This window comes from Streptomyces sp. M2CJ-2, from assembly GCF_016757295.1.
GTDB lineage: Bacteria > Actinomycetota > Actinomycetes > Streptomycetales > Streptomycetaceae > Streptomyces.
Genome location: NZ_JAESIF010000212.1, coordinates 1 through 1,755 on the forward strand (window position 1 = coordinate 1; position 1,755 = coordinate 1,755).

The window sequence follows — 1,755 nt, forward strand, 5'->3', positions numbered from 1 at the left end:
AATGCCCAGGTGAGTGACGGTGTCCTACCCGGTGTTCGAGCCCGGACCATAAAGAACAAGCTCAGAACCCTTTCCGAAACCGGAAAGTGAGGGTGCGGCCTGGACTGATGTGCGGAGCAACGCCGAGGAGGGGGAAGTCCGCGGCATGGCAACGGGACCTGGTTCTAGCGTGAGGGCTGTCTACTTCCACAACACGCGAGATCCGAGGTCCCGTTGGTGCGCTTCAGTACATCCGAGTCGGTCTCGCCGGGCAAGTCGCCTGGTAGCAGCTGTGACTGCATGGCGCATCGGGCGGGGAACGCGGCCGATGGCACGCAGCGGGAACGTGCGTACTCCTCGGATCTGAACCGACAGCAGTGGCGGGTGGTGCGCAAGCTGATTCCGGTGCCTGCGTGGCTGCGGGGCCGGGGCGGGCGGCCGGAGGGCTACTGCCACCGGGTCATGATCGACGCGGTGCTGTACCTGGTGAACAACGGGATCAAGTGGACCGAGATGCCGGTGGACTTCCCGCCGTGGAAGGCGGTGTACCGGTTCTTCCGCCGCTGGCAGGGGTGCGGGTTCCTCGACATCCTGCACGACGCGCTACGCGAGCTGGCCCGGAAGGCGGCGGGGAAGAAGCCCCGGCCGACGGCCGCGATCGTGGACTCCCAGAGCGTGAAGGCGTCCTGGCACGTCGCCGCCGAGAGCCGGGGATACGACGGCGGGAAGAACGTCAGCGGGCGGAAGAGGCATCTGGTGGTGGACACTCTGGGCCTGCTGCTGGTGGTCTGTGTGACCACCGCCGGCCTGCAGGACCGGGACGTGGCCGTGCCGCTGCTGACCCGGCTGCGCCGGGGGTTCGCCACGGTGAAGAAGGTGTGGGCCGACGGCGGCTACACCGGATCGCTGGTCGAGTGGGCCCGCACGAAGCTGGGCCTGGACGTCGACATCGTCCGCCGCCCCGACGAGGCGAGGGGATTCGTGCTGCTCAAGCGCAGGTGGATCGTGGAACGCACCCTTGCCTGGCTGGTCAACTCCCGCCGCCTGACCCGGGACTACGAGTATCTGCCCGCGGTGCACGAGGCGATGGTGAAGTGGACGATGATCCGCATCATGGTCCGCCGCGTCGCGACCGCCGGGACCTGACCGGCCTGATGTGCGGCCCACGGCCGACGGCTACGCGTCTGCGGCCCAGGCATACACGCCACGGCTGACCAGCCGCAGCCAGCCCTTCTGCGTCAGGCGCTGCAGCCGGTTGCGCACGTTCTGCCGCGAGCCGTCGGTGTCCGGCCAGCCCAGACGCCGATGCACCTCGATGGCCCGGATCCCCTCCGCACCGGCTTCCTTCACCACCCGGGCGATCTGCGGATAGTCCCGCGGCAGCTGCGCGAGATCGCTCTCCGGGCACCACTTGGGGACCGGTGCCTGCTCGGTCTTCGCCGACAGGGCCGTACCCGCCGACGCCTCGCCGGCATGCTCTCGCACCACCGCGTCGGCCTCCGCCGCGACCTCCTGCGCCGCCTGCAGACGCACCAGTCTCTCCCGCGCTGCCTGAAGTTCCCGCTCGGCCGCCTCGACGACCTCCTGCGCGGCCCGCACCGCCAGCTCGGCCTCGGCGAGCCACTCATCGACGACCTTGTCACGGGTGAGGTGCGACACGAGCTGATCTCCCAGTCGGCCGGGGATATGAACAGCGCCGAATCTGCCCCGCCCCGCCCACTCCACACAAAACGATCAAGAGACCGCTTCACGATCATCGGATTCGAGAACGGTTCT

The 1,755-nt window shown here is 68.7% G+C and carries 2 protein-coding genes; one reads left to right on the top strand and one right to left on the bottom strand.

From position 1 onward, the window contains the following. Window positions 1–279 precede the first annotated feature (279 nt). Window positions 280–1,125 carry an IS5 family transposase gene (locus JL475_RS38855; protein ID WP_237409533.1) on the top strand — a complete coding sequence of 282 codons (846 nt, stop codon included), beginning with the start codon at window positions 280–282 and terminating at the stop codon, window positions 1,123–1,125. Between the two features lie 30 nt (window positions 1,126–1,155). Here JL475_RS38855 and JL475_RS38860 read toward each other — a convergent pair whose 3' ends face one another. Continuing rightward, window positions 1,156–1,638: a hypothetical protein gene (locus JL475_RS38860; protein ID WP_202282905.1), complete on the bottom strand. Its 483-nt coding sequence runs from the start codon at window positions 1,636–1,638 to the stop codon at window positions 1,156–1,158. Window positions 1,639–1,755 lie beyond the last annotated feature (117 nt).

Coding starts and splice junctions, on each gene's coding strand:
- JL475_RS38855 (WP_237409533.1), top strand. CDS start 280: ATGGCGCATCGGGCGGGGAACGCGGCCGATGGCACGCAGCGGGAACGT.